Here is a 21,797-nt window from a genome sequence, read left to right as displayed (position 1 = left end):
TCCGGCCAAGATCTTCAGCGCAATCCTGGTTAGGGAATGTTGTCGAACGGGGCAGTCAACCGGCGTAGCAGCCCGGCCAGTTCACTCCGCTGCTGGGTGGAGAGTTCGCCCAGGATGGCGCGCTCCTGGACGAGCAGTCCGGCCAGCGACTCGTCGGCCTTGTCGCGCCCCTCGGCGGTGAGCCGGACCAGCACGCCGCGGCGGTCGCTGGGGTCGGGGAGCCGCTCGACGAGGTTCTTCTTGGTCAGCCGGTCGATGCGGTTGGTCATCGTGCCCGAGGTGACCAGGGTCTGGGTGAGCAGCTGGCCGGGGGAGAGCTGGTAGGGGGCACCGGCCCGGCGCAGGGACGTCAGTACGTCGAACTCCCACGGCTCCAGGCTGTGCTCGGAGAAGGCGATCCGGCGGGCCCGGTCCAGATGGCGGGCCAGGCGGGAGACGCGGCTGAGCACCTCGAGTGGTTCCACGTCGAGGTCGGGGCGCTCGCGGCGCCATGCAGCGACCAGTCGGTCGACCTCGTCCTCCATGTGGATCAGTGTAGAGGGTCTGTCGACATGAAGTCTCTTGAATTCAAGTGTCTTGACATCAAGATAGTTTCCCGTGATCCTGATTCCATGACCGCACCCACCTGGGATCCGCAGCAGTATCTGCGCCACGCGGACCATCGCACCCGCCCCTTCCGCGACCTCCTGTCCCGCATCGCCGAGTCTCCGGCCGCCCCCGCACCCCGGATCGCCGACCTCGGCTGCGGTGCGGGCAACGTGACGACGCTGCTGGCCGACCGCTGGCCGAAGGCGCACATCACCGGCTACGACAACTCCCCGCAGATGCTGGAACAGACACGCACCCACGCCGGCCCCCTGCTGGACTTCGCCGAGGCCGACGCCGCGACCTGGACCCCCGAGGAGCCGTACGACCTGATCGTCTCCAACGCCCTCCTCCAATGGGTCCCGGGCCACACCGCCCGCTTCCCGGTCTGGCTGGACGCCATCACCCCCGGCGGAACGTTCGCCTTCCAGGTCCCCGGCAACTTCGACCAGCCCAGCCACGTCCTGATGCGCGAACTCGCCGGCTCCCCACGCTGGCGCGACCGCCTGGCCGGCGAGCTGCGCCACGCCGACGCGGTGCTCAGCCCCGCCGCCTACCTCGACGCGCTGACGGCCCCCGGCATCACTGCGGACGTCTGGGAGACCACGTACCTGCATCTGCTGCCCGGCGAGGACCCGGTGCTCGACTGGGTCAAGGGCACCGGCCTGCGCCCCGTCCTGACGGCCCTGGCCGACGACCCCGAGGCCCGCGACGCGTACCTCGCCGAATACCGCGACCTGCTGCGCACCGCCTACCCCCGGGGCCCGCACGGCACGGTCTTCCCGTTCCGCCGCATCTTCGCCGTGGCCCGTAAGGAGAAGTGATGATCGCCGCCCTCGACCACGTCCAACTGGCCGCCCCGGAAGGCTCGGAGCCCGCCCTGCGCACCTACTACATCGACACCCTCGGCATGACGGAGCTGCCCAAGCCCCCGGCACTCGCCTCCCGCGGCGGCTGCTGGTTCGAGGCGGGCCCGGTCCAGCTCCACGTGGGCATCGACCCCGACTTCCACCCGGCGAGGAAGGCCCACCCCGGCCTGCGCGTCACAGGCATCGAGGCGTACGCGGCCCGGCTGGCGGAACGCGGCGCGGAGGTGACCTGGGACGGCGACCTGCCGGGGCACCGGCGCTTCTACAGCCACGACCCGGTGGGGAACCGGCTGGAGTTCCTGGAGCGGGTTGACGGGTGAGCCGCAGGGCGGTCACCGCAGTCCGGCCTCCGCCTCGGCTGTCTCCCGGATACGCCGTATCTCGGCGATCGCTTCGGCCGGATCCTCCTCGCCCGCGTTCACGATCCGCTCCAGTGCGCGCAGCCGGGTGGCGTGGTTGGGATGCCGCTCGGTCGCTACGAACACGGCCCAGGAGTGGACGAATGCCCGCAGGGGAGCGAGGCTCTGCGTCTGCTGTGCGTTCGTCGTGGCCTCGAACAGATGCTGAGTGAGCGCGGGAATGCGACTGGGGGCGATCCGGGCAACTGCGGCCCGCAAGGCGTCGGGCGTGAGCTCAGGCATGGGGATCAGCGGTCCGTAGGGGCTGTCGGGCTGGGCCCTCACGGTGACCTCCGGTGCGGGTGGTTCGGTCTTCGTACGGTACCGACAGTGGGGCCGGTGGGGTGTTCGCCCCGTTCGGTCAACGGGGCACAGTGGTCCGTGCCCGGCGGTCAGAGCTGTTTGAGTGCGTCCAGTGTGATGTCGATGTCGATCGGGAACGGAACACCCGTCTTGAGGCGGTCGTGGTGGATTCCGGTCAGGGCGTACGTCTTGGACACCGGGTCCAGCTCGTAGACCCGCACCACCGGGTGCCGGTCGGTGCCGGCCATCTCGACCAGCCAGAAGTTCGGGATACCGGCTGCGGCGTACTTCTGCGGTTTGGCATCGCGGTCACGGGCCTCGGAGTCGGGGGAGACGACTTCGACGGCGAGGAGGACGTCGGCGGCTTGGAAACGGGTCTGCTCAAGATCGGTGGCGGCGTCGGCGCGGACGACGGACACGTCGGGTTCGGGGCCGTTGCGCCGGTCCAGCACTACGGTCATCTCGCGCTCGGCCTTCAGGCTGCCCGGGATTGTGCCGCGGAGGCCGTTCATCAGCAGGTCAATCATCTTGGCGTGGAAACGCCGCTGCGGACTCACAAAAACCAGGCTCCCGTCGATCAGCTCTGTGTGCGGCGGGAGATCGGGCAAGGTGAACAGGTCGTCCACCGTGTATCCGTCCTGGGGCGGTACCGGCCAGCGGCTGCTGTGCCCGGCGATCGGCTCGGCGGTCATGATTCCTCCCATGGACGGGATTCTGGGCCTGCTCCCTCACCGTAGCGGTCGGAATCGAGCGGCGTCATCACAAGGAGTGACGTCGGCTTGGTGTCGACCTCGGCCCAAACGAGGAGACCGCCGCACGCGCGCCGCTGCCCTCAGCGGGAGGCCAGCGCGTCGACGATCAGCAGCCCGCGCCCGTCCTCCTGATCCGGCGATGGCGCGCCCGCCACGGTTGCTCTGCCTCGCCCCTCGTTGATCACTCCGACGATGGCCGTCCGGCCGGTACGGGACAGCACAACGGTGATCGAACGGCTCGCGCTGTGCTCCAGGGCGTTGGCGGCGAGCTCTCCGGTGATCAGTTCCAGGGAGTCCACCGTGTCCGGCGGCAGTACCCAGGACCGGGCCGTCGTTCTTACGCAACAACGGGCCGCGCTCGCGGATGCGAGGGTTGTGCCGGGTAAGGAGACCAGGCCCAGCGCCTGTGGAGCGGTGACGCAGTGCGCGAGGGTGCTGTGGACGATTTCGATGAGCGGCGGCATGACCGCACCTCTTTCAGCGCTCCACATCGGTGTCCGCCGGGGTGAGGCGGTTGCCGCGGCTCTCGGCGATGAGCAGGGTGTCGCGCAGTGCGTCGGCCAACTGGGCGGTCAGGAGCCTGAGTTCCGAGGTCTCCGGTGTGGACCCGGAGAGCACGACTCGTACGTGGTCGAGGAGCTTGCCCGCGAGGCCGAGCTGTACGTACTCGATCTGGTCGGCGAGCCGGGACAACGGGCCGGTGCCGTCAGTGGAGAGGTAGTTGGGCTTCCCGTCCGCCCCGGTCCAGGGCAGCAGCCGGATCACCGGGCCACCTCCATGCCGTGGATGCGGCGCGGGCCGACGTCGATGCCGTACGTCGCGAGCCAGAGCGCCCGGCGCCGCTGCCGCTGCTCGGGGGTGAGCAGGTAGGGGCGGACCAGGGCGGTGGCCCGGCCGTCGATGGGCGTGTCGGTGGCGTACGGCCCGGGGCAGGAGCCCGGGGAGGCGGCCTGCGGGGGTGTGGGGGAGGGGTGCAGGGCACGGTGCCGGCCGCGTGGGGCGAAGAGGCTTCGCAGCCGGGCGGTGGTGCGGGTGGCGAGGCTGGTCATGACCTCAACTCCCTTTCCTGGGGCGGATTGACGGGACAGTTCATGCAGACCTTCACGGCCCACCCGAGCCGCCCGCCGCCGGGGCTGCGGGTGTACGCGTGTCCGCCGGGCCGGAGGGCTTCGGTGCTGCCGCAGCGGGCGCAGGCGAGTCCGGCGAGGCGGAGGCGGGTCTCGGGGGCGAGGGAGGCCAGGTCGTGGACCTGGGCGCGTACGTCTTCGGAGCCGGTTGGAGCCGGACTTTTCGCAGGCATGACTCCCATCCCTTCTTTCTGGGCTGGCGCGAGAAAGCGCTCCTCCGAGATCACTAAAAGCGATCAAGAGTACACATGGAGTGCTTGTTGAATACCGTGTCATTGAATTTCAATCAGCGATAGCTCCATGGATGGAGTTCCTCCGGAGGGGTGAACGCCAATGGACCGAGATGAAGCACTGACTGCCGCGTACGCTCGGCGTGTTGATTGCATCGCTGGACAAGCTGGCGGCAAGGACAGCTGCGTTGGAGGAGCACCGTGACCGTACGAGGCTCGGCAGGGCCGGCCGGGCGCATGCAGATCGCTCGTGGGCTGAAGGCGCTTCGCATGCGAGCCGGCCTCACTCAGTCCGAGGTGGCCAAACGGGCCGGTGTCTCCGTCGGAACCGTGAACCGGTACGAGACCTGGCAGGACCGCGCCAAGCTCAGAGTGCCCACCGTGAGCGCGCTCGCGGAAACCTGCGGTGCTTCACCTCAAGAACGCGAGGCGTTGGTCGAGCTCGTCCGCAACCAGCAGAACGGCTGGTGGATGGATCACCCCGGTTTGCCTGAAGTCATGGACCCGCTGATGTCCTTCGAAGACGTGGCCGAGTACGAGCACGTCTACGCCAACGCGCTGGTTCCCGGGCTGCTCCAGACGCCTGACTACGCGCTTGCGCTCCATCGGGCGCAGGACGTCCGGGCGGAGGCGGACGCGATCGCAGACAAGGTCGACGCACGAATCAAGCGTCAGGCGATCCTGGAGCGCTCGCCCGCCCTTCACTTGTGGGTCGTTCTCGACGACGCTGTTCTCCGCCGCCCTGTCGGGGGTCCGGACGTGATGTCCGCGCAGATCGACCACCTGAGCGCCATGGCCCAGCGTCCCAACGTGGACATCCAGGTGCTCAAGTTCGCCGCGGGGGCTCACGCAGCAGGGTCCGGCGGACACTTTCTGATCCTTGGACGGGACGACGAGAAGAATCCGCTCAACAGCATGAACGTGGTCTACCTCGAACTGCACAAGCGCGGCTTGTATCTCGACGCCCCCACCGAAGTGCAGAGCTACAAGCTGATGTTTGATTACTTGCGATCCCAAGCGGCCGATACGTCGAACAGCGTCGAACTGCTGGCCGCAGCACGACAGGAGCTGATCCGATGAACAACGCACCAACCGATGCTCAGTTCGCTGCTACGGGCTGGACGAAGAGCAGCTACAGCGCAGCCGACAACGAGTGTGTGGAGGTCGCATTCGCCAGGTTGTGGGTCGGGGTCCGGGACTCGAAAGCAATGCAGGGGCCCGTACTCCCTGTGACTGCGGAAGCGTTCACCGCGTTCGTGAACGGTGTGAAGGGCGAGGAGTTGACGTGAGAGCGCCAGCCGACTTGCGCGGATCGCACTGGACTAAGAGCAGCTTTAGTTCAGGTGGGGACAACTGCGTCGAGGTGGCGTTCGCGGACGGCGCGACCGGCATCCGCGACTCGAAGCTCACGCAATGTCCCGTCCTCGCCGTCACCGCCGACGCGTTCACCGCGTTCTTCGGCGGAGTCAAGGGCAGCGGACTTGACCGGCCCGTCTGACGCCACCGTCTCCGGAGTATCACAGAGAGGGCCACTCCAGTTGGGGCGGCCTCTCCGCTGGTCCCCAACGCCGGGGCCGGATGGTGGTGACGGCGAGTATGCGGGGAAGCGGGTGGGTTGATGCGGTCGGCGGGCCGGTTCGGCGCGTGCCTTGGGGGGATGGCGCTGGTAGCGGTCGCCGGTGTGTCCGGCTGCCAGAAGCCGGATGTCTCCCGTACCGAGGCGGAAGGCTCGGGCATCGCGATCCGGTACGAGGCGCCGACGGGCTCCGACCGGGGCGACGCCGCGTTCCTGCGAAGGCGGAAGGTGGTGGAGGAGGCCGCGTCGGCGGTCGCCGCTCTGGTCGAGGTGGACCGGCTGATATCCGTCGGCGTGGTCTCGTGTGACGGCGAAGGGTCCTCTTACGATCCCGAGCTCACCCACGTGGAGGTCTGCTACGACGAAGTCTCCGAAACGCGGGAGCTTTTCCGGCGGGCCGGACCCCGGCGGGCGGACGACGACGTGGCGGCCGTCATGCTGGAATCGCTGTTCCACGAGACGGCGCACGCCCTCGTGGATGTCCTCGAACTGCGCGTGCACGGCCGGGAGGAGGATTTCGCCGACCAGTTCGCCGCCCTGATGCTGCTGCGCAAGGGCGCCGCCGGCGAAAAGCAGTTGCTCGCGGCCGCCGAGGCCTGGCACCTGTCCGAGGTCATGAACGAGGATGTCGACGACGGGCCCGACGAGCACTCCTCGGACGGTCAGCGTGCGGTCAACCACCGCTGCTACGTCTACGGCGCCGCTCCCAGCCGTCATCGGGGCTTGGTAGGCCCGGACACCCTGCCCGCCGAGCGGGCGAAGGGGTGCGCCAAGGAGTGGAACGCCGTACGCGCCTCGTGGATGACAGCACTCGCTCCGCACCTGCAGGAGGGCTGAACCCTCCGTACGCGCCCCGACGCGGCCGCCGTCCTCGACAGAACGCGACCAGGCCCGTACAGGGTGATCCGTACGGGCCCGGCGATCACTCACCGGCGGTCATCGCTGGGGGTGTACCCGGACGACGCGCGGCTTGCCGTGCGGGCCGGTGCTTCCCTCGGGGATTCCCACAGCGCCGCGAAGGAGCGGGAGCTCATCGGCGAGACGGGCGGTGGTACCCGGGGTGACCAGGGTGTATTCCTTGCCGAGGCCGCCTTGGGCGGTGTCTATGTAGTTGGACACCTCGCCGTCGGTCCACACCACGATCAGGTCGTCCTGCCAGCCGTTGTCGGTGAACTCGCCGGCAGTGATCAGTTTGGCGTGGTCGGCCCAGAGTAAGTGCAGAGGTGCCTTTCGCTGGGCCGGGCGGACCGGAGACGGGCCCCGGAACGTCCGGATCGGGATGTGATCGGGATGTGCGATCGGAAGGCGGCAGACCGACTGAACTTGCGATAATGCCTAAATGATCACCGCACGTTATCGAACACTCGCACGTATGCGAGGTGTATGGGTAGTGGTTTCCCTGCTCGGCGTGTCTGCCTGCACGGCTTCTTCCGGTGGCCCTTCCGGCGGGCCCTCCGATGCGCCCTCCGGCGCGGTCGGGAACGGCGGCGGATACACGCTGACCGTCGAGAACGCGGGCGCTCGCTGTGCGTACGCCACGGTCAAGGTCCGTACCGAAGGCGGTGGTTCGGCCGGCGGGCGACCCGGAGGATCTACTCGAAAGCGTTCAGCGGCGGCAAGGTGTCTCTGTCCGGCACGAGTTACGGCGCTGACGGGACGGCAACCCCGCTCCCTGAAGGCGAGTTGGAGGGCCGCGCCTACATCTCCCGTCCTGTCGGCCACTACACGGCCGTAATGCGGGACGCGGGCGGTGAAGACGTCGTCACCGCCGAGTTCAGCGTCACCAGGACCGCCGCAGGGAAGCAACGCGCCCCGTACCCCTACCTGGTGGAGCCGAGTCTCTTCTCGTCCGGCGAGGCCGACCCCGGCGAGCAGGTGGAACTGACCGCGAGCGACGAGGGCCCCGACCCTGAGGAGAAGAAGGTCTCCGCTTCCTCGGACGCCTTCGACGGACCGGCGAAGCTGACGTTCCGCGGCAAGGCTTACGAGGGGGAGGCGACCATTCGGCAGGACGCGGACCCCGGACGGTACGACGTGACGGTGCTGGACCACTTCGGCTGTGGCAGGATCACGGGGTCCGTCGAGGTCAGCGACTGAATCCCGGCTCGCGGACGCGCAGCGGGGTCGGGGCAGCTCACACCAGCCCGGCCCGGCCGCCCTGTACCGTGGACCCCCTGCCTGATCCGTGGGGCGCCTTGGCGCGGCGGTGCAGAACATCCGTGGCCCGTGGAAAGCGCCTCTACGACCTCACCAGCGGCGACGCGACCCCCACCGGAGCTGCCATGCGCCGCCCCCTCAGCTCTTGCGGTGCCCCACCAGCCGCGGTTTCGACTCCAGGTTCTCCAGACCGTGCCAGGCCAGGTTCACCAGATGGGCCGCGACCTCCGCCTTCTCCGGCTTGCGGGCGTTGACCCACCACTGGCCGGTCAGGGCGACCATGCCGACCAGGGCCTGGGCGTACAGCGGGGCCAGCTTCGGGTCGAATCCGCGGGCCTTGAACTCCAGGCCCAGGATGTCCTCCACCTGGGTGGCGATGTCACTGATGAGGGAGGCGAACGTGCCGGTCGACTGGGCGACGGGGGAGTCGCGGACCAGGATGCGGAAACCGTCCGTGTACGTCTCGATGTAGTCGAGCAGGGCGAACGCGGCCTGTTCCAGGAGTTCGCGGGGGTGGCCCGCGGTCAGGGCGCCGGTGACCATGTCGAGGAGCCGGCGCATCTCGCGGTCCACCACGACGGCGTACAGGCCCTCCTTGCCGCCGAAGTGCTCGTAGACGACCGGCTTGGAAACACCGGCCCGGGACGCGATCTCCTCGACCGACGTTCCCTCGAAGCCCTTGTCGGCGAAGAGCGTACGCCCGATGTCCAGCAGCTGCTCGCGGCGTTCCTTGCCGGTCATCCGCACCCGGCGGGTGCGCCGGGCGGAGGGGGGACGGTTGTTCTCGCTGCTGTTTCTGGAGTCGGTCGCCACGTCGTCAATCATGCCGCGTCGGCGCGCGCGGGGTCGCGCCGGGAGTCGATACGGCGGGACTCGATCCGGGCGGCGTCGGGCCAGCGCACGTCGGACGCCCAGCCCAGTTTCTCGAACCAGCGGATCAGCCGGGCACTCGAATCGATCTGCCCCTTCATCACACCGTGCCGCGCACTCGTCGGATCCGCGTGGTGCAGGTTGTGCCAGGACTCGCCGCACGACAGCACCGCCAGCCACCACACGTTCCCCGACCGGTCCCGGGACTTGAACGGACGCTTGCCGACCGCGTGGCAGATGGAGTTGATCGACCACGTGACATGGTGCAGCAGCGCCACCCGGACGAGAGAGCCCCAGAAGAAGGCCGTCGCCGCCCCCCACCACGACAGCGTCACCAGACCGCCGACCAGCGGCGGAAGCAGCAGCGACACGGTCGTGAAGGTGAGGAAGTGGCGCGAGATCCCACGGAGCGCCGGATCCTTGATCAGGTCGGGGGCGTACTTCTGCTGCGGCGTCCGCTCCTCATCGAACATCCAGCCGATATGCGCCCACCACAGCCCCTTCAGCAGGGCCGGGAGGCTCTCGCCGAACCGCCACGGCGAGTGCGGATCGCCCTCCACGTCCGAGAAGCGGTGGTGCTTGCGGTGATCCGCCACCCAACGCACCAGCGGGCCCTCCACGGCCAGTGAACCCGCGACGGCCAGAGCGATACGGAGCGGGCGCTTCGCCTTGAAGGAACCGTGGGTGAAATAGCGGTGAAAACCGATCGTGATCCCGTGGCAGCCGATGAAGTACATCGCCACGAGCAGACCCACGTCGAGCCAGCTCACGCCCCGGCCCCAGGCCAGCGGCACCGCCGCGACGAGCGCCACGAACGGCACCACGATGAACAACAGGAGAGCGAACTGCTCGACCGACCGTTTACTGTCCCCGCCGAGCGTGGCGGAGGGAAGGGCCTGGTCATCGGCCGCCGGCGGCTGGGCCTCGTCGACCGCAGCGTGGCTGGTGTTCATGGGGGATCCCCTGGGGATGAGGAGTACGACGGACTGCTGCGGCTACGCATCCGTAACCTACGCTTACGTAAGTATGGCAGCGCGACGGCCCGCCGCACGAGAGCGCGTCGGGCCGTCCACGAAGGGAAACCCGATCGGGGCGGAGCAGTGCCCAGAGTGTGGACACCTATCCTGTGGGGGTCGGACAGCGCGGTCCGCACTCTGCTTTCCCGGGGTGGCGTCAGCACCGCTGCCGGCCGCGGCCCCGGAAGACCTCGTGCCCGCCCGTCTCCCACCGCCACCCTTGTTGGGAGTCGCTTCGCGACACACCTCCTCATTCACTGCAAGGAGCCGCACACTGTGAGCAGTGCCGACCAGACCCCCGCCGCCAGCCCCGAGCTGCGCGCCGACATCCGCCGCCTCGGCGATCTGCTGGGCGAGACCCTGGTACGCCAGGAGGGCCAGGAACTCCTCGACCTCGTCGAGCGCGTCCGCGCCCTGACCCGCACCGACGGTGAGGCCGCCGCCGAACTCCTGGGTGACACGGACCTGGAGACCGCCGCACAGCTCGTGCGCGCCTTCTCCACGTACTTCCACCTCGCCAACGTCACCGAACAGGTCCACCGCGCCCACGAGATGCGTGACCGCCGCGCCGCCGAGGGCGGGCTCCTCGCCCGCACCGCCGACCGGCTGAAGGACGCGGATCCGGCCCACCTGCGCGAGACCGTCAAGAACCTCAACGTACGGCCCGTCTTCACCGCGCATCCCACCGAGGCCGCCCGGCGTTCCGTGCTCAACAAGCTCCGCCGCATCGCCGAACTGCTGGATACGCCGGTCATCGACGCCGACCGGCGCCGCCAGGACCTGCGCCTCGCCGAGAACATCGACCTCATCTGGCAGACCGACGAACTCCGCGTCGTGCGCCCCGAGCCTGCCGACGAGGCCCGCAACGCCATCTACTACCTCGACGAACTGCACGCCAATGCCGTCGGGGACGTACTCGAGGACCTCGCGGCCGAGCTGGAGCGCGTCGGCATCGAACTGCCCGCCGGTACCCGCCCGCTCACCTTCGGCACGTGGATCGGCGGCGACCGCGACGGCAACCCCAACGTGACGCCCGCCGTCACCCGCGAAGTACTGATCCTCCAGCACGAGCACGGCATCACCGACGCGCTGGAGCTCGTCGACCACCTCCGCGCGCAGCTCTCCAACTCCATCCGCTACACCGGCGCCACCGACGAACTGCTGACCTCGCTCCAGGCCGACCTGGAACGCCTCCCCGAGATCAGCCCCCGCTACAAGCGGCTGAACGCCGAGGAGCCGTACCGCCTCAAGGCCACCTGCATCCGGCAGAAGCTCGTCAACACCCGCGAACGTCTCGCCGGCGGCACCCCGCACCGCCCCGGCTGCGACTACCTCGGCACAGCCGAGCTCATCGCCGACCTGGAGCTCATCCAGACCTCGCTGCGCGAGCACCGCGGCGGCCTGTTCGCCGACGGCCGGATGGACCGCACCATCCGCACGCTCGCCGCGTTCGGCCTGCAACTCGCCACCATGGACGTACGCGAACACGCCGACGCCCACCACCACGCGCTGGGCCAGCTCTTCGACCGGCTCGGCGAGGAGTCCTGGCGCTACGCGGACATGCCGCGCGACTACCGGCAGAAGCTGCTCGCCAAGGAACTGCGCTCGCGCCGCCCGCTCGCCCCGACCCCGGCCCCGCTGGACGCCGCCGGCGAGAAGACCCTCGGCGTCTTCCACACCATCAAGGAAGCCTTCGAGCGGTTCGGCCCCGAGGTCATCGAGTCCTACATCATCTCGATGTGCCAGGGCGCCGACGACGTCTTCGCTGCCGCCGTCCTGGCCCGCGAGGCCGGACTGCTCGATCTGCACGGCGGCTGGGCCAAGATCGGCATCGTGCCGCTCCTGGAGACCACCGACGAGCTGCGCGCCGCCGACGTCATCCTCGACGAGATGCTCGCCGATCCCTCGTACCGCCGGCTCGTCTCCCTGCGCGGCGACGTGCAGGAGGTCATGCTCGGCTACTCCGACTCCTCCAAGTTCGGCGGCATCACCACCTCGCAGTGGGAGATCCACCGGGCACAGCGCCGGCTGCGCGACGTCGCGCACCGCTACGGCGTACGGCTGCGGCTCTTCCACGGCCGCGGCGGCACCGTCGGCCGCGGCGGCGGCCCCTCGCACGACGCGATCCTCGCGCAGCCGTGGGGCACCCTGGAGGGTGAGATCAAGGTGACCGAGCAGGGCGAGGTCATCTCCGACAAGTACCTCATCCCGGCGCTCGCCCGGGAGAACCTGGAACTGACCGTCGCGGCCACCCTCCAGGCCTCCGCGCTGCACACCGCCCCGCGTCAGTCCGACGAGGCCCTGGCCCGCTGGGACGCCGCGATGGACACCGTCTCCGACGCCGCGCACGCCGCGTACCGCAAGCTGGTCGAGGACCCCGACCTGCCCGCGTACTTCTTCGCCTCCACCCCCGTCGACCAGCTCGCCGAACTGCACCTCGGTTCGCGCCCGTCGCGGCGTCCGGACTCCGGCGCGGGCCTGGACGGGCTGCGGGCCATCCCGTGGGTCTTCGGCTGGACCCAGTCACGGCAGATCGTGCCCGGCTGGTACGGCGTCGGCTCCGGCCTCAAGGCACTGCGCGAGGCCGGTCTCGACACCGTCCTCGCCGAGATGCACGGACAGTGGCACTTCTTCCGGAACTTCATCTCGAACGTGGAGATGACGCTCGCCAAGACCGATCTGCGGATCGCCCGCCACTACGTCGACACGCTCGTCCCCGACGAGCTGAAGCATGTCTTCGCCGACATCGAGGCCGAGCACGCGCTCACGGTCGAGGAAGTCCTCAAGGTCACCGGCGAATCCGAACTGCTCGGCACCAGCCCGGTGCTCCAGCAGACCTTCGCCATCCGCGACGCCTACCTGGACCCGATCTCCTACCTCCAGGTCACGCTGCTCGCCCGCCAGCGTGAGGCGGCGGCGCGCGGCGAGGCGGCGGACCCGCTGCTCGCCCGGGCCCTGCTGCTCACCGTGAACGGCGTCGCCGCGGGCCTGCGCAACACCGGCTGAGCCGCCGGGGCGCGGGTGCGGTCCCGCTCACAGGGCGAAGAACGTCGCCACCAGCAGGACCGCACCCGCGATCCCCGTACCCCAGGCGATCCGGGGCAGCCGCAGGCCGCCGCCGATCACCAGGGCCGCCAGCACCAAAGCGCCGCCCAGCGGCGTCCACGCATGCAGGAAACCCGGAATCCCCGTGCGTACGACATCGTCCGTACCCGGCTTCACGACCACCGGGAAGCGCTCGCCCCGCTGCGCCGCCACAGACTTCTCGATCGTCACCCGGGTGCGCGCGGCGGCCTGCCCGGACGGTGCGAACGGACCGGTACAGAAATCGGCGCCACAGCCCGTGACGGTCATCGTGCCGTGCTCGCGCCCCTTGGGCAGAACGATGTGGTGCGCCGAACTCCACGAGGAGAACACACCCGAGGCGAGCAGCAGCAGGACGACACAGCCCATGGCGGCGTTGCGGGCATGGACCAGGGCGCGGTGGGATGAGCTCCGCTTCATGGGGAGCGATCCTTGGGCAGAGCGACGCGCCCGGTCAACTTATGGCTGAAAATCGCCGGGGTACCGGCGGGAATGTCAGAGTTGTGCGCGCGGGCCGGGTCCAGGAGTTGTACGCGCTCCGCGCGCGGGCCGGCCCTAGGAGTTGTACGCGCTCTGCGCGCGCTCCAGCCCCTCCGCCAGCAGGCACTCCACCGAGTCGGCGGCCCGGTCCACCAGGTACCCGAGCTCCTTGCGTTCGACGGACGAGAAGTCCTTCAGCACGAAGTCGGCGACCTGCATCCGCCCCGGCGGCCGGCCGATCCCGAACCGGATCCGGTGGTAGTCGGCGCCCATCGACTTGGTCATCGACTTGAGCCCGTTGTGTCCGTTGTCGCCGCCGCCCAGCTTCAGCCGGAGCGTTCCGTAGTCGATGTCCAGTTCGTCATGGATCGCCACGATGTGGTCGGTCGGCACCTTGTAGAAGTCGCGCAGCGCGGTGACGGGGCCGCCGGAGAGGTTCATGTACGACATCGGCTTGGCCAGGATCACCCGGCGGTTCTCCGGTCCGGGCGGGCCCATCCGGCCTTCGACGACCTGCGCCTGGGCCTTCTGTGCCCGCTTGAACTTCCCGCCGATCCGCTCCGCGAGGAGATCGACGACCATGAAGCCGACATTGTGCCGGTTCGCCGCGTACTCGGGACCGGGATTGCCGAGGCCCACGATGAGCCAGGGTTCGGTGGCGTCGGACATCTGCGCTCGGTCTCCTCGCGTACGGATGGTTCCGGATGGCCCGGTTACAGGGAAACGGCCCGGTTACAGGGAAACGGGACGGCGGGTCCTCGAACAAGGAACCGCCGTCCCGTCAGTGAAGCCGTGAAGCAGTGCAGCAGTGCGGCAGTGCTACCGGGAGGGAGAGGCTCAGGCCTCGGCGCCCGCTACGGCGGCCTCGGCGGTCGGCTCCTCGGCCTGCGCGGCGACGACCTGGAGCACGACGGCGTTCTCGTCGTCGGCCAGTACGGAGCCCTTGGGCAGCGGGATGTCCTTGGCGAGGACGGACGCGCCGGCGTCCAGGCCCGCGATGGAGACCGTGACGGACTCGGGGATGTGGGTGGCCTCGGCCTCGACGAGCAGGGTGTTCATCACGTACTCGAGGAGGTTGCCGCCCGGGGCGAGCTCGCCCTCGACGTGCACGGCGATCTCGACGTTGACCTTCTCGCCGCGCTTGACGGTCAGCAGGTCGACGTGCTCGATGTCGCCCTTGAGCGGGTTGCGCTGCACGGCCTTCGGGATGACCAGCGCGTCCTTGCCGTCGAGCTCCAGGCCGATCAGGACGTTGGCGGTGCGGAGCGCGAGGAGCAGCTCGTGGGCCGGCAGGGTGACGTGGACCGGCTCGGCGCCGTGGCCGTAGACGACCGCGGGGACCTGCTTGTCACGACGGGCGCGGCGGGCGGCACCCTTGCCGAACTCGGTACGGGGCTGGGCGGCGAGCTTGATCTCGGCCATGACTGCACTCCTCGTGGGGTGACGAAAACTGGACGGTCACCCGGCCCACGACAGGCCTGCTACGAAGAGCGCGTCGATAACGGACCGCCGTACACATGGGTACGGCCTCCCTCGCCGAGCAACTCGCTGAGTCTACCCGGCGGGGAGGCCGCACCCAAAGTGGATCTTCCGAGGCCCGCTGCCTACTGCTCCTCGAAGAGGCTGGTGACCGAGCCGTCCTCGAAGACCTCGCGCACCGCGCGGGCGATCATCGGAGCGATCGAGAGCACCGTGATCTTGTCGAGCTCCTGTTCGCCCGGGGTCGGCAGGGTGTCCGTGAAGACGAACTCGCTGACCTTGGAATTCTTCAGACGGTCCGCGGCCGGACCCGACAGCACACCGTGGGTCGCCGTCACGATGACGTCCTCGGCGCCGTGCGCGAACAGAGCGTCGGCGGCGGCGCAGATCGTGCCACCCGTGTCGATCATGTCGTCGACCAGGACACAGACCCGGCCCTTCACGTTGCCGACGACCTCGTGGACCGTCACCTGGTTGGCGACGTCCTTGTCGCGACGCTTGTGGACGATCGCGAGCGGGGCGTCCAGACGGTCGCACCAGCGGTCGGCGACGCGCACCCGGCCGGCGTCCGGGGAGACGATCGTCAGCTTCGAACGGTCGACCTTGGCACCGACGTAGTCGGCCAGTATCGGCAGCGCGAAGAGGTGGTCGACCGGGCCGTCGAAGAAGCCCTGGATCTGGTCGGTGTGCAGGTCGACGGTGAGGATGCGGTGGGCACCCGCCGTCTTCATCAGGTCGGCGACCAGACGGGCCGAGATCGGCTCGCGACCGCGGTGCTTCTTGTCCTGGCGGGCGTAACCGTAGAACGGCACGATCACCGTGATGGAGCGGGCCGAGGCGCGCTTCAGCGCGTCCAGCATGATCAGCTGCTCCATGATCCACTTGTTGATCGGAGCGGTGTGGCTCTGGATCAGGAAGCAGTCGGCGCCGCGGGCGGACTCCTGGAAGCGGACGTAGATCTCACCGTTGGCGAAATCGAAGGCCTTCGTCGGCACGAGGCCGACACCCAATTGGTGCGCAACCTCCTCGGCCAGCTCGGGGTGGGCGCGGCCGGAGAAGAGCATCAGTTTCTTCTCGCCGGTCGTCTTGATCCCGGTCACAGCACAGTCTCCTCAGACGTGTTCCTGGCGCTGCACGCATGTGTCCCGATGTGCAACGAGCCAGCCGAAATGGGGTGAGCATCTATCACGGTACGCCGTGCTCGGCGCACCTGTTTCCGGTCAGCTTTCGCTGTCGTGCTCCGGAACGGCGGCCTGAGCCGCCTGCGCCGCGGCACTTCCCGGACGCTTGCGGGCCACCCAGCCCTCGATATTCCTTTGCTGGCCGCGAGCGACGGCCAGCGAACCGGGCGGTACGTCCTTGGTGATGACCGAGCCGGCCGCGGTGTAGACACCGTCCCCGACCGTGACGGGAGCCACAAACATATTGTCCGAGCCGGTACGGCAGTGGGAGCCGATCGTGGTGTGGTGCTTGGCCACGCCGTCGTAGTTCACGAAGACGCTCGCCGCACCGATGTTGGTGTGATCGCCGATCGTCGCGTCACCGACGTAACTCAGGTGCGGGACCTTCGTGCCCTCGCCGATCGTGGCGTTCTTCATCTCCACGTACGTACCGGCCTTGGCCTTCGTGCCGAGCCTGGTGCCGGGCCGCAGATAGGCGTACGGGCCGACCGTCGCACCCTCGCCGACCTCGGCCCCGTCCGCGACCGTGTTGTCCACGCGTGCGCCCGCGTGGACGACGGTGTCCTTGAGCCGGGAGTTGGGGCCGACCTCGGCGTCCTCGGCGAGATGTGTCGCGCCGAGCAGCTGGGTGCCCGGGTGCACGATCGTGTCCCGCTCGTAGGTGACCGTGGCGTCGATCAGCGTGGACGCCGGGTCGACGACGGTCACCCCGGCCAGCATGGCCCGCTCCAGCAGCCGCTGGTTCAGCAGCCGCCGGGCCTCGGCCAGCTGGACCCGGTTGTTGATGCCGAGGATCTCGCGGTGGTCACCGGCGACCGAGGCGCCGACCCGGTGCCCGGCCTCGCGCAGGATGGAGAGCACATCGGTGAGGTACTCCTCCCCCTGGCTGTTGTCGGTACGGACCTTGCCGAGGGCGTCCGTGAGCAGCCGGCCGTCGAACGCGAAGACGCCGGAGTTGATCTCCCGGATGGCGCGCTGGTCCTCGGTGGCGTCCTTGTGCTCGACGATCTCGACGACCGCACCGTCGGCCGGGTCACGGACGATCCGGCCGTAGCCGGTGGAGTCCGGGACCTCGGCGGTCAGCACGGTGACGGCGTTGGCGTCGGCCGTGTGGGTGGCGGCGAGGGCGCCGAGCGTCTCGCCGGACAGCAGCGGGGTGTCGCCGCAGACGACGATCACGGTGCCCTCGACGGTCCCGCCGAGCTCGTCGAGACCGACGCGCACGGCGTGGCCGGTGCCGCGCTGCTCGGCCTGGTAGGCGGTGCGCAGCCGGTCGTCGATCGCGGTGAGGTGCGCGCCGACCCGCTCGCTCTCGTGGCCGACGACCACGACGAGATGCTCCGGGTCGAGCTCGCGGGAGGCGGCGACGACATGTCCGACGAGCGAGCGCCCGGAGATCTCGTGCAGAACCTTGGGAGTCTTCGACTTCATACGGGTGCCCTCACCCGCTGCGAGGACGACGACGGCTGCCGGGCGGATGACGCTCACGGAAATGCCCTTCGGCTTCGGGTGGTGGACATCCGAAGGATACCGGGGCGCCTGTGGGCCGACACGGGCGCGGGCCCCGACCGCACTGGTCGGGGCCCGTTCGCAGAAGCTCCCCTGCCAGGATTCGAACCCGGACAAATGGCACCAAAAGCCACTGTGCTGCCGTTACACCACAGGGGACAGCAAAGCCGATCGACTGGACATACCGTCAGGTCGTCGACCGGGCAGACAACACTATGCCGTACCACCGGCCCCGGACGCGACGGGTCACGGTGCCCCGATCCGCGTCCGCTGCCCCGGTCACCCGAAAACGAGGTGCGTCCGCCCGTACTCTGGACGCCATGACCACAACGGGGGCATACCGGGAAGCCGCGGGTCCGACCACCCGCGGATATGGGTGGTGGGAAAGGCGGCGCGGCGTCGCCCTGGACGTGGGGCTCGCGGTCCTGTCGGCGCTGGAGTGCGCTCTGGAGGGGGTGGAATTCGCCGGGGACACCGGGCTGCCGGTGCCGTTCGGCGTGGTGTTCGGGCTGCTCGCGGGGGCTGTGCTGGTGGTGCGGCGGCGCTGGCCGATCGCCGTGGTGCTGGTGTCGATCGCGACGACGCCCGCCGAGATGGGTTTCCTGATGGGGCTGGTCGGCCTCTACACGCTGGCCGCTTCCGAGGTCCCGCGCAGAATCACCGCGGTGCTGATGGGGATGTCCTTCACGGGGACGTTCATCGTCACGTACGTACGGCTGCGGCAGAGCGTCGACGCGCAGACCGATTTCGGGCGCGACGACTGGTACGTGCCGCTGCTCTCGCTGTTCATGTCGCTCGGGCTCACCGCGCCGCCCGTGTTGTTCGGCCTGTACATAGGGGCCCGGCGCCGGTTGATGGAGAGCTTGCGGGAGCGGGCGGACTCGCTGGAGCGGGAGCTTTCGCTGCTCGCCGACCGGGCCGAGGAGCGGGCCGAGTGGGCGCGCACGGAGGAGCGCACCAGGATCGCCCGTGAGATGCATGACGTGGTCGCGCACCGGGTCAGCCTGATGGTCGTGCACGCTGCCGCGTTGCAGGCCGTCGCGCCGAAGGACCCGGCGAAGGCGGTACGGAACGCCGCGCTGGTCGGTGACATGGGGCGGCAGGCGCTGACGGAGCTCCGCGAGATGCTCGGGGTGCTGCGGAGCGGGGAGCCCGTGCCGGCGCGGTCCGCGCAGGTGCCGCTCGCGTCGGTCGGCCGGGCGGCCGCGGCCGTGGCGGCTGCCGCGGCGGAGGACGGGCCCCGGCTGCATGAGGTGGAGACCCTGGTCGGGGAGTCCAGGGCGGCCGGTATGACGGTGGAACTCTCGGTGGACGGCGCGGCCCGCCCGTACGCTCCCGAGGTCGAGCAGACCGCGTACCGGGTGGTGCAGGAGGCCCTGACGAACGTGCACAAGCACGCGGCCGGCGCGAAGACATGGGTGCGGCTCGCGCACCGGGACGCGGAGGTCGCGATGCAGGTGGAGAACGGCCCGTCGGACGCCGCCACGGCGGACGCCGGGCTGCCGAGCGGGGGCAACGGGCTCGTCGGCATGCGGGAGCGGGTGCTGGGGCTCGGCGGCGTCTTCGTTTCCGGGCCGACGGACGCGGGGGGATTCCGGGTGTCGGCGGTCCTGCCGGACCGCGGGGAGGCCTGACCTGCCGGACCGCGGGGAGGCCTGACCTGCCCGGCGGGCAGTTACCGGCCCGTCCGGCGTTCGGGGACGGAACCGGGACGGCGGGTTGCCAGGACGGAATCATGGCCGGGCACGGCCGGGCACGGCCGGGTGCCGACTTGTCCTCCATCGCCGGACGGGCCGGTTCGTGCCGGGGCCGGCCGGAAGATCCGGGCTGCTCAGCCGGGGATCAGGCGTTCCGGCTGGATGCCGCCGATCAGGGTGGCGAGTGCCTGGTCGATGTCCGGGCCGAGGTACCAGTCCCCGGTGTGGTCGATGCTGTAGACGCGTCCCTCGGTGTCGATCGCGAGGACGGCCTGCCCGTCCCCCTCCTCGCCGAGAGGACTGACCTCGGTCTCCAGCGCCCGGCCGAGGTCGCCGAGCGTGCGGGCGAGATGCAGGCCGCTCATCGGGTCGATGCGTACGGGGGAGGGCGCGATCTGCCGGCCGGGCGCGGACGCCGTGATGTGGAGTCCGCCGAATTCCGCCCACGCCTCGACGGCGGCCGGGAAGACCGCGTGCTGATGACCGGCGGGTGACGCGTGCGAGCGCAGCGCGTCGGCCCATTCCTCGGCCCGGCGGATGTCCCAGCGGCCCGGCTGCCAGCCCGCGGCGCGCAGGGCGGCGTCGACGGCGACGGGGAAGCGGGTCGTGGCCTGGGGGTCCCGGCCTGCGGGGCCTGCCTGTTCGGGTAGGTCGGTTCGGTCGTGCATCGGCGCCCGGTCAGCCCTTCTCGGCGGTGGTCGCCGCCCCGGTGGTCGTGAGGTCGATGGGACGTACGCCGAAGTGGGCGAGCATCTCCGTGCAGGAGCGGCACGGCGGTGCGTAACTGCCGTGCATCGGGTCGCCGTCCTCGCGGATGCGCCGTGCGGTGAGCCGTGAGTGCTTCAGGGCGCGGCGGGCTTCGCCGTTGGTCAGGGGTTTGCGCTGGGCCCGCTTGGAGCGGCCGGCTTCCGCGGCGGTGAGTTGCCGGGACAGCAGTATCGCTTCGGGGCAGCGGCCGGTGAAGCGTTCGCGCTGGCTGCTGGTGAGGGTGTCGAGGAAGTCCTGGACGAGGGGGTGCAGCACGGGGGGCTGGTCGCCCTTGCCCGCCGTGCACGTGAGCGTCTCGCCGCGCACGGACAGCGCCGCGGCCACCGCGGGCAGGATGCCGTCGCGGCGGTGGTGCAGGCGGGGTATGGGGCTGGTTCCGGTGTTGCTCCAGCTGAGGCGTGGGTCCCCGGTCGTGACTGTTCGTGCGGTGTGCATTGGTGCTTTCCCTCCCGTGCCGGCAGCGGTAGCTGCGCGATGTGCACGCCCCCGAGTTGCGGTGACAGCCTGCCAAATGTCGCGGCTCGTCGCGAAGCTGGGGCGGGGAAACGTGTCTCCGTGTCGCCGGATGGGGCAGGAGCGTTGCTTGTCCGTCACGCCGTTGTGACGGTTCGTGACGGAAGGAAAAGGGGGCGGCGCACGGGCGGGACCCGCTCTTGCGCCACCGCATAGGCTGTGCGCGGACCGCCCCTTGGGCAGGTCGGTCCTCACCAGCCAGACGCAGCAGGGGGCAACCGCCATGACGACAGGTCGGCTCGGGCAGCAAGCCGCGCCACCGAACGCGGCCTATGCCGGGCAGCTCGTGCATTTCCCGGACCCGGTCCGGGCGTCCCGCCATCCCAGAGGCGTGCGGATGGACGAGCACGGCAGCCCGGACTTCGCGCCGTACGCGCGCGCCGCCGCCGAGATCGCCGAGCCTCCGCCGGGTTTCGGCGTCGATGAGCTGCGACTCACCGACTATGTCTCGGCCAATGCGGTCCTGGCGGCGAGTGGCCATGAGCTGTGGGACACGATTCCCGCGGTCGCGACCCCGCATGGCTGGACCTGGCACCACGTCCCCGGTGGGCGGCGCATGGAGCTGATTCCGGTCGAGGTCAAGGCGTTGCTCAGGCACCATGGCGGCCTCGCTGCCACGGCGGTCGACCAGAACAAGCGCGGCACACGCCCCTTGCAGGAGACCCGGCCTGCGCACTTCCGGCTGCCCAAGGGGGCCGTGGCGGTGAGCGAGCAGCAGATCCTGGGCGTGGAGGAGGACCTCGGTTACCGGTTGCCCGGTGCGTACCGGTCCTTCCTGAAGGCGGCGGGCGGTTCGGCTCCGGTCGGGGCGGCGCTCGACGCGGAGCTCGGTCTCCTGGTCGACCAGCCGTTCTTCACGGTGCGCGAGGAGGCCGCCGTGAACGACCTGGTGTACGTGAACAAGTGCTTGCGGGACCACCTCACCAAGGACTATCTGGGCGTCGGCTTCGTCCAGGGCGGCCTTCTCGCGGTGAAGGTGAAGGGCCATGGGGTCGGCTCGGTCTGGTTCTGTGCGTACGACGACGCCCGGGACCAGGACGGCTGGACGGTGCAGGAGCGGGTGGACCGGCTGCTGCTGCCGTGCGGCGGCGATTTCGATTCCTTCCTGCAGCGTCTGGCGGGTAATCCGCCGGAGCTGGAGACCGTGGCGAACCTGATGGTGGACGGCGGCTTCGCGCGGGCCGTCCCGGTGGAGGGGTGAGC

General features: G+C 69.7%; 27 protein-coding genes and 1 tRNA gene. 10 read left to right on the top strand and 18 right to left on the bottom strand.

Annotated features, from left to right (window positions below; genetic code table 11):
• Positions 1–29 precede the first annotated feature (29 nt).
• The gene (locus OG306_RS14950) at positions 30–524 is read right to left on the bottom strand and encodes a MarR family winged helix-turn-helix transcriptional regulator (RefSeq protein WP_266746667.1); all 495 of its coding nucleotides are present in this window, start codon (positions 522–524) and stop codon (positions 30–32) included.
• A gap of 87 nt (positions 525–611) precedes the next feature.
• Here OG306_RS14950 and OG306_RS14945 point away from each other — a divergent pair, with 87 nt between their 5' ends.
• Entirely contained in the window at positions 612–1,409 is a 798-nt protein-coding gene (locus OG306_RS14945; RefSeq protein ID WP_371665370.1) for a trans-aconitate 2-methyltransferase, read from the top strand.
• On the top strand, positions 1,409–1,774 hold the full coding sequence (locus OG306_RS14940; protein ID WP_266746665.1) for a VOC family protein: 366 nt from the start codon (positions 1,409–1,411) through the stop codon (positions 1,772–1,774). Before OG306_RS14945 ends, OG306_RS14940 begins: the two co-directional genes overlap by 1 nt.
• A gap of 12 nt (positions 1,775–1,786) precedes the next feature.
• Here the strand turns inward: OG306_RS14940 and OG306_RS14935 are convergent, their stop codons facing one another.
• The 6 genes from OG306_RS14935 to OG306_RS14910 all read right to left on the bottom strand — a co-directional run bounded on the left by OG306_RS14935 (position 1,787) and on the right by OG306_RS14910 (position 4,207).
• Positions 1,787–2,095, bottom strand: coding sequence for a hypothetical protein (locus OG306_RS14935; RefSeq protein WP_266906392.1), 309 nt, complete (start codon positions 2,093–2,095; stop codon positions 1,787–1,789).
• A 149-nt stretch (positions 2,096–2,244) separates the two neighbouring features.
• Positions 2,245–2,847 carry a Uma2 family endonuclease gene (locus OG306_RS14930; protein WP_266752211.1) on the bottom strand — a complete coding sequence of 201 codons (603 nt, stop codon included), beginning with the start codon at positions 2,845–2,847 and terminating at the stop codon, positions 2,245–2,247.
• Between the two features lie 140 nt (positions 2,848–2,987).
• Complete coding sequence (locus OG306_RS14925) at positions 2,988–3,371, bottom strand: ATP-binding protein (RefSeq protein ID WP_266746663.1); 384 nt, start codon at positions 3,369–3,371, stop codon at positions 2,988–2,990.
• A 13-nt stretch (positions 3,372–3,384) separates the two neighbouring features.
• Positions 3,385–3,672: a hypothetical protein gene (locus tag OG306_RS14920; RefSeq protein ID WP_266746662.1), complete on the bottom strand. Its 288-nt coding sequence runs from the start codon at positions 3,670–3,672 to the stop codon at positions 3,385–3,387.
• Entirely contained in the window at positions 3,669–3,956 is a 288-nt protein-coding gene (locus OG306_RS14915; protein WP_266746661.1) for a hypothetical protein, read from the bottom strand. The genes OG306_RS14920 and OG306_RS14915 overlap by 4 nt, the downstream gene beginning before the upstream one ends.
• Positions 3,953–4,207, bottom strand: coding sequence for a hypothetical protein (locus tag OG306_RS14910; protein WP_266746660.1), 255 nt, complete (start codon positions 4,205–4,207; stop codon positions 3,953–3,955). The genes OG306_RS14915 and OG306_RS14910 overlap by 4 nt, the downstream gene beginning before the upstream one ends.
• 258 nt (positions 4,208–4,465) lie before the next feature.
• On the opposite strand from OG306_RS14910, the gene OG306_RS14905 reads away from it, so the two are divergent.
• The 4 genes from OG306_RS14905 (at position 4,466) to OG306_RS14890 (ending at position 6,677) form a co-directional block, all read left to right on the top strand.
• Positions 4,466–5,344, top strand: coding sequence for a helix-turn-helix domain-containing protein (locus OG306_RS14905; protein ID WP_266746659.1), 879 nt, complete (start codon positions 4,466–4,468; stop codon positions 5,342–5,344).
• A complete protein-coding gene (locus OG306_RS14900; protein WP_266746658.1) occupies positions 5,341–5,553 on the top strand; it encodes a DUF397 domain-containing protein in 213 nt (70 codons plus the stop codon). The genes OG306_RS14905 and OG306_RS14900 overlap by 4 nt, the downstream gene beginning before the upstream one ends.
• Positions 5,550–5,762, top strand: coding sequence for a DUF397 domain-containing protein (locus tag OG306_RS14895; RefSeq protein ID WP_323183866.1), 213 nt, complete (start codon positions 5,550–5,552; stop codon positions 5,760–5,762). Before OG306_RS14900 ends, OG306_RS14895 begins: the two co-directional genes overlap by 4 nt.
• A 159-nt stretch (positions 5,763–5,921) precedes the next feature.
• Positions 5,922–6,677, top strand: coding sequence for a DUF4344 domain-containing metallopeptidase (locus tag OG306_RS14890; protein WP_266906394.1), 756 nt, complete (start codon positions 5,922–5,924; stop codon positions 6,675–6,677).
• A 99-nt stretch (positions 6,678–6,776) separates the two neighbouring features.
• Here the strand turns inward: OG306_RS14890 and OG306_RS14885 are convergent, their stop codons facing one another.
• Positions 6,777–6,980: a hypothetical protein gene (locus tag OG306_RS14885; RefSeq protein WP_266746656.1), complete on the bottom strand. Its 204-nt coding sequence runs from the start codon at positions 6,978–6,980 to the stop codon at positions 6,777–6,779.
• 480 nt (positions 6,981–7,460) lie between these two features.
• On the opposite strand from OG306_RS14885, the gene OG306_RS14880 reads away from it, so the two are divergent.
• Positions 7,461–7,937, top strand: coding sequence for a hypothetical protein (locus OG306_RS14880; protein WP_266746655.1), 477 nt, complete (start codon positions 7,461–7,463; stop codon positions 7,935–7,937).
• A gap of 198 nt (positions 7,938–8,135) precedes the next feature.
• Here OG306_RS14880 and OG306_RS14875 read toward each other — a convergent pair whose 3' ends face one another.
• Positions 8,136–8,822, bottom strand: coding sequence for a TetR/AcrR family transcriptional regulator (locus tag OG306_RS14875; protein ID WP_266746654.1), 687 nt, complete (start codon positions 8,820–8,822; stop codon positions 8,136–8,138).
• Positions 8,819–9,820 (bottom strand): acyl-CoA desaturase, encoded by a 1,002-nt coding sequence (locus OG306_RS14870; protein WP_266746653.1) that lies wholly within the window; start codon positions 9,818–9,820, stop codon positions 8,819–8,821. The genes OG306_RS14875 and OG306_RS14870 overlap by 4 nt, the downstream gene beginning before the upstream one ends.
• A gap of 339 nt (positions 9,821–10,159) precedes the next feature.
• Between OG306_RS14870 and ppc the strand changes: the two genes are divergently transcribed.
• On the top strand, positions 10,160–12,889 hold the full coding sequence (ppc, locus tag OG306_RS14865; protein ID WP_266746652.1) for a phosphoenolpyruvate carboxylase: 2,730 nt from the start codon (positions 10,160–10,162) through the stop codon (positions 12,887–12,889).
• Between the two features lie 27 nt (positions 12,890–12,916).
• On the opposite strand, the gene OG306_RS14860 is transcribed toward ppc, so the two are convergent.
• From OG306_RS14860 to OG306_RS14835, 6 genes are all read right to left on the bottom strand, one after another.
• Complete coding sequence (locus OG306_RS14860; RefSeq protein WP_266746651.1) at positions 12,917–13,387, bottom strand: hypothetical protein; 471 nt, start codon at positions 13,385–13,387, stop codon at positions 12,917–12,919.
• A gap of 135 nt (positions 13,388–13,522) precedes the next feature.
• Positions 13,523–14,116: an aminoacyl-tRNA hydrolase gene (gene pth / locus OG306_RS14855; RefSeq protein ID WP_266746650.1), complete on the bottom strand. Its 594-nt coding sequence runs from the start codon at positions 14,114–14,116 to the stop codon at positions 13,523–13,525.
• A 168-nt stretch (positions 14,117–14,284) separates the two neighbouring features.
• Positions 14,285–14,869 carry a 50S ribosomal protein L25/general stress protein Ctc gene (locus OG306_RS14850; protein WP_266746649.1) on the bottom strand — a complete coding sequence of 195 codons (585 nt, stop codon included), beginning with the start codon at positions 14,867–14,869 and terminating at the stop codon, positions 14,285–14,287.
• 182 nt (positions 14,870–15,051) lie between these two features.
• Positions 15,052–16,026 carry a ribose-phosphate diphosphokinase gene (locus tag OG306_RS14845; RefSeq protein ID WP_266746648.1) on the bottom strand — a complete coding sequence of 325 codons (975 nt, stop codon included), beginning with the start codon at positions 16,024–16,026 and terminating at the stop codon, positions 15,052–15,054.
• A 120-nt stretch (positions 16,027–16,146) separates the two neighbouring features.
• Positions 16,147–17,595, bottom strand: a complete 1,449-nt coding sequence (glmU, locus tag OG306_RS14840) for a bifunctional UDP-N-acetylglucosamine diphosphorylase/glucosamine-1-phosphate N-acetyltransferase GlmU (protein ID WP_327349739.1) — start codon at positions 17,593–17,595, stop codon at positions 16,147–16,149.
• A gap of 109 nt (positions 17,596–17,704) precedes the next feature.
• A tRNA-Gln gene (locus tag OG306_RS14835) sits at positions 17,705–17,775 on the bottom strand.
• A 161-nt stretch (positions 17,776–17,936) separates the two neighbouring features.
• Between OG306_RS14835 and OG306_RS14830 the strand changes: the two genes are divergently transcribed.
• Positions 17,937–19,250 carry a sensor histidine kinase gene (locus tag OG306_RS14830; protein WP_266746646.1) on the top strand — a complete coding sequence of 438 codons (1,314 nt, stop codon included), beginning with the start codon at positions 17,937–17,939 and terminating at the stop codon, positions 19,248–19,250.
• A 197-nt stretch (positions 19,251–19,447) separates the two neighbouring features.
• Here the strand turns inward: OG306_RS14830 and OG306_RS14825 are convergent, their stop codons facing one another.
• Both OG306_RS14825 and OG306_RS14820 read right to left on the bottom strand, forming a co-directional pair.
• Complete coding sequence (locus OG306_RS14825; RefSeq protein WP_266906404.1) at positions 19,448–19,981, bottom strand: SUKH-3 domain-containing protein; 534 nt, start codon at positions 19,979–19,981, stop codon at positions 19,448–19,450.
• A gap of 10 nt (positions 19,982–19,991) precedes the next feature.
• On the bottom strand, positions 19,992–20,516 hold the full coding sequence (locus OG306_RS14820; RefSeq protein ID WP_266906406.1) for a YwqJ-related putative deaminase: 525 nt from the start codon (positions 20,514–20,516) through the stop codon (positions 19,992–19,994).
• A gap of 301 nt (positions 20,517–20,817) precedes the next feature.
• Between OG306_RS14820 and OG306_RS14815 the strand changes: the two genes are divergently transcribed.
• Entirely contained in the window at positions 20,818–21,795 is a 978-nt protein-coding gene (locus OG306_RS14815; RefSeq protein ID WP_266746643.1) for an SMI1/KNR4 family protein, read from the top strand.
• The last annotated feature ends 2 nt before the right edge of the window (positions 21,796–21,797 follow it).

It is taken from the genome of Streptomyces sp. NBC_01241, from assembly GCF_041435435.1.
Classification (GTDB): Bacteria; Actinomycetota; Actinomycetes; order Streptomycetales; family Streptomycetaceae; genus Streptomyces.
The sequence above is the reverse complement of the archived record's forward strand: the minus strand, read 5'-3'. Positions and strand labels throughout refer to the sequence as shown.